Source organism: Vibrio sp. 03_296 (genome assembly GCF_002265885.1).
In genome coordinates, this window is sequence record NZ_NPKW01000326.1 from 1 (window position 1) to 925 (window position 925).

Annotated in this window: 2 pseudogenes; both read left to right on the forward strand. The window is 46.4% G+C overall.

Features of this window, described 5'->3' with window-relative positions:
- Positions 1-541: pseudogene (locus CIK04_RS24375) on the forward strand (copper resistance protein NlpE); the annotation flags it as partial.
- A 195-nt stretch (positions 542-736) separates the two neighbouring features.
- Positions 737-925 (forward strand): annotated as a pseudogene (locus CIK04_RS33730) (hypothetical protein); the annotation flags it as partial.

Genomic DNA, 925 nt, shown 5'->3' on the forward strand with positions numbered 1-925 from the left:
GACAATGTTAGCGTTAGGTGGTGTGGTGATTCTTTTAGCGGCTGCCAAGATGACAAGCAAGCACAAGCCCCTGCAGCCACGCCTAGCGAAGGAGAACACAAGCCCGTTGTCGTGGTGGAGTCAAACCAATCTGCGGGTACGGATGTTGTAACCACTGAAACGTTTGTCGATAGTAGCGCACAATGCGAAAAACGCATTGGACTGGAATGGTACGTATACCGGCACTCTACCTTGCGCCGATTGTAGCGGTATCGATGTGACCTTAACATTGAACAACGATGGCAGTTACGTTTWAGAAGAAACTTACCAAGGCAAACAAGATGGTACGTTCAAGTCTGAAGGCCACTTTAACTGGGATGAGAGTGGCAGTGTGGTGACATTGGAAGGAGAGGGTTCACTGAACCAATACTTCGTTGGCGAAAATACGCTGATGATGCTCGACATCAACGGTCAGCAGATCACGGGTGATTTGGCCGACTTCTACCGTCTTAAAAACAAGATAGCAAAAGTGTACCTGATCCCCCATCAGGATCCATGTTGAATGCTCTAATCTAGTCCGAGGGTGATAACCTTCGGACTTTTCTTTCTCTTGATGCGTATAGCTTTGATGTGGATGATACCGCCTAGATCCCAGCATCTTAAAGTCACTTGGGTGTATACTCTCTATTCATTCACCCAAATTAAAACGCACATCACCCATCGTCACGACAATCTTTGATTCGCCAAGCGTTACACGTTGAACCACGTTAAAAAATCGATGGTAGAAAAAAGCAGGACACAGAAGCATGAATACGGACTTTTAATCATTTCTCACATCGCGATGTTGGTTTGTGGTATCGGGTTAGGGATTTATCTTCTGCCGATTTTGATTCAACCTACGAGTCCCTCTCAACAGGCGGTTGAAAGCGTCGTGCATGCTCCCAAT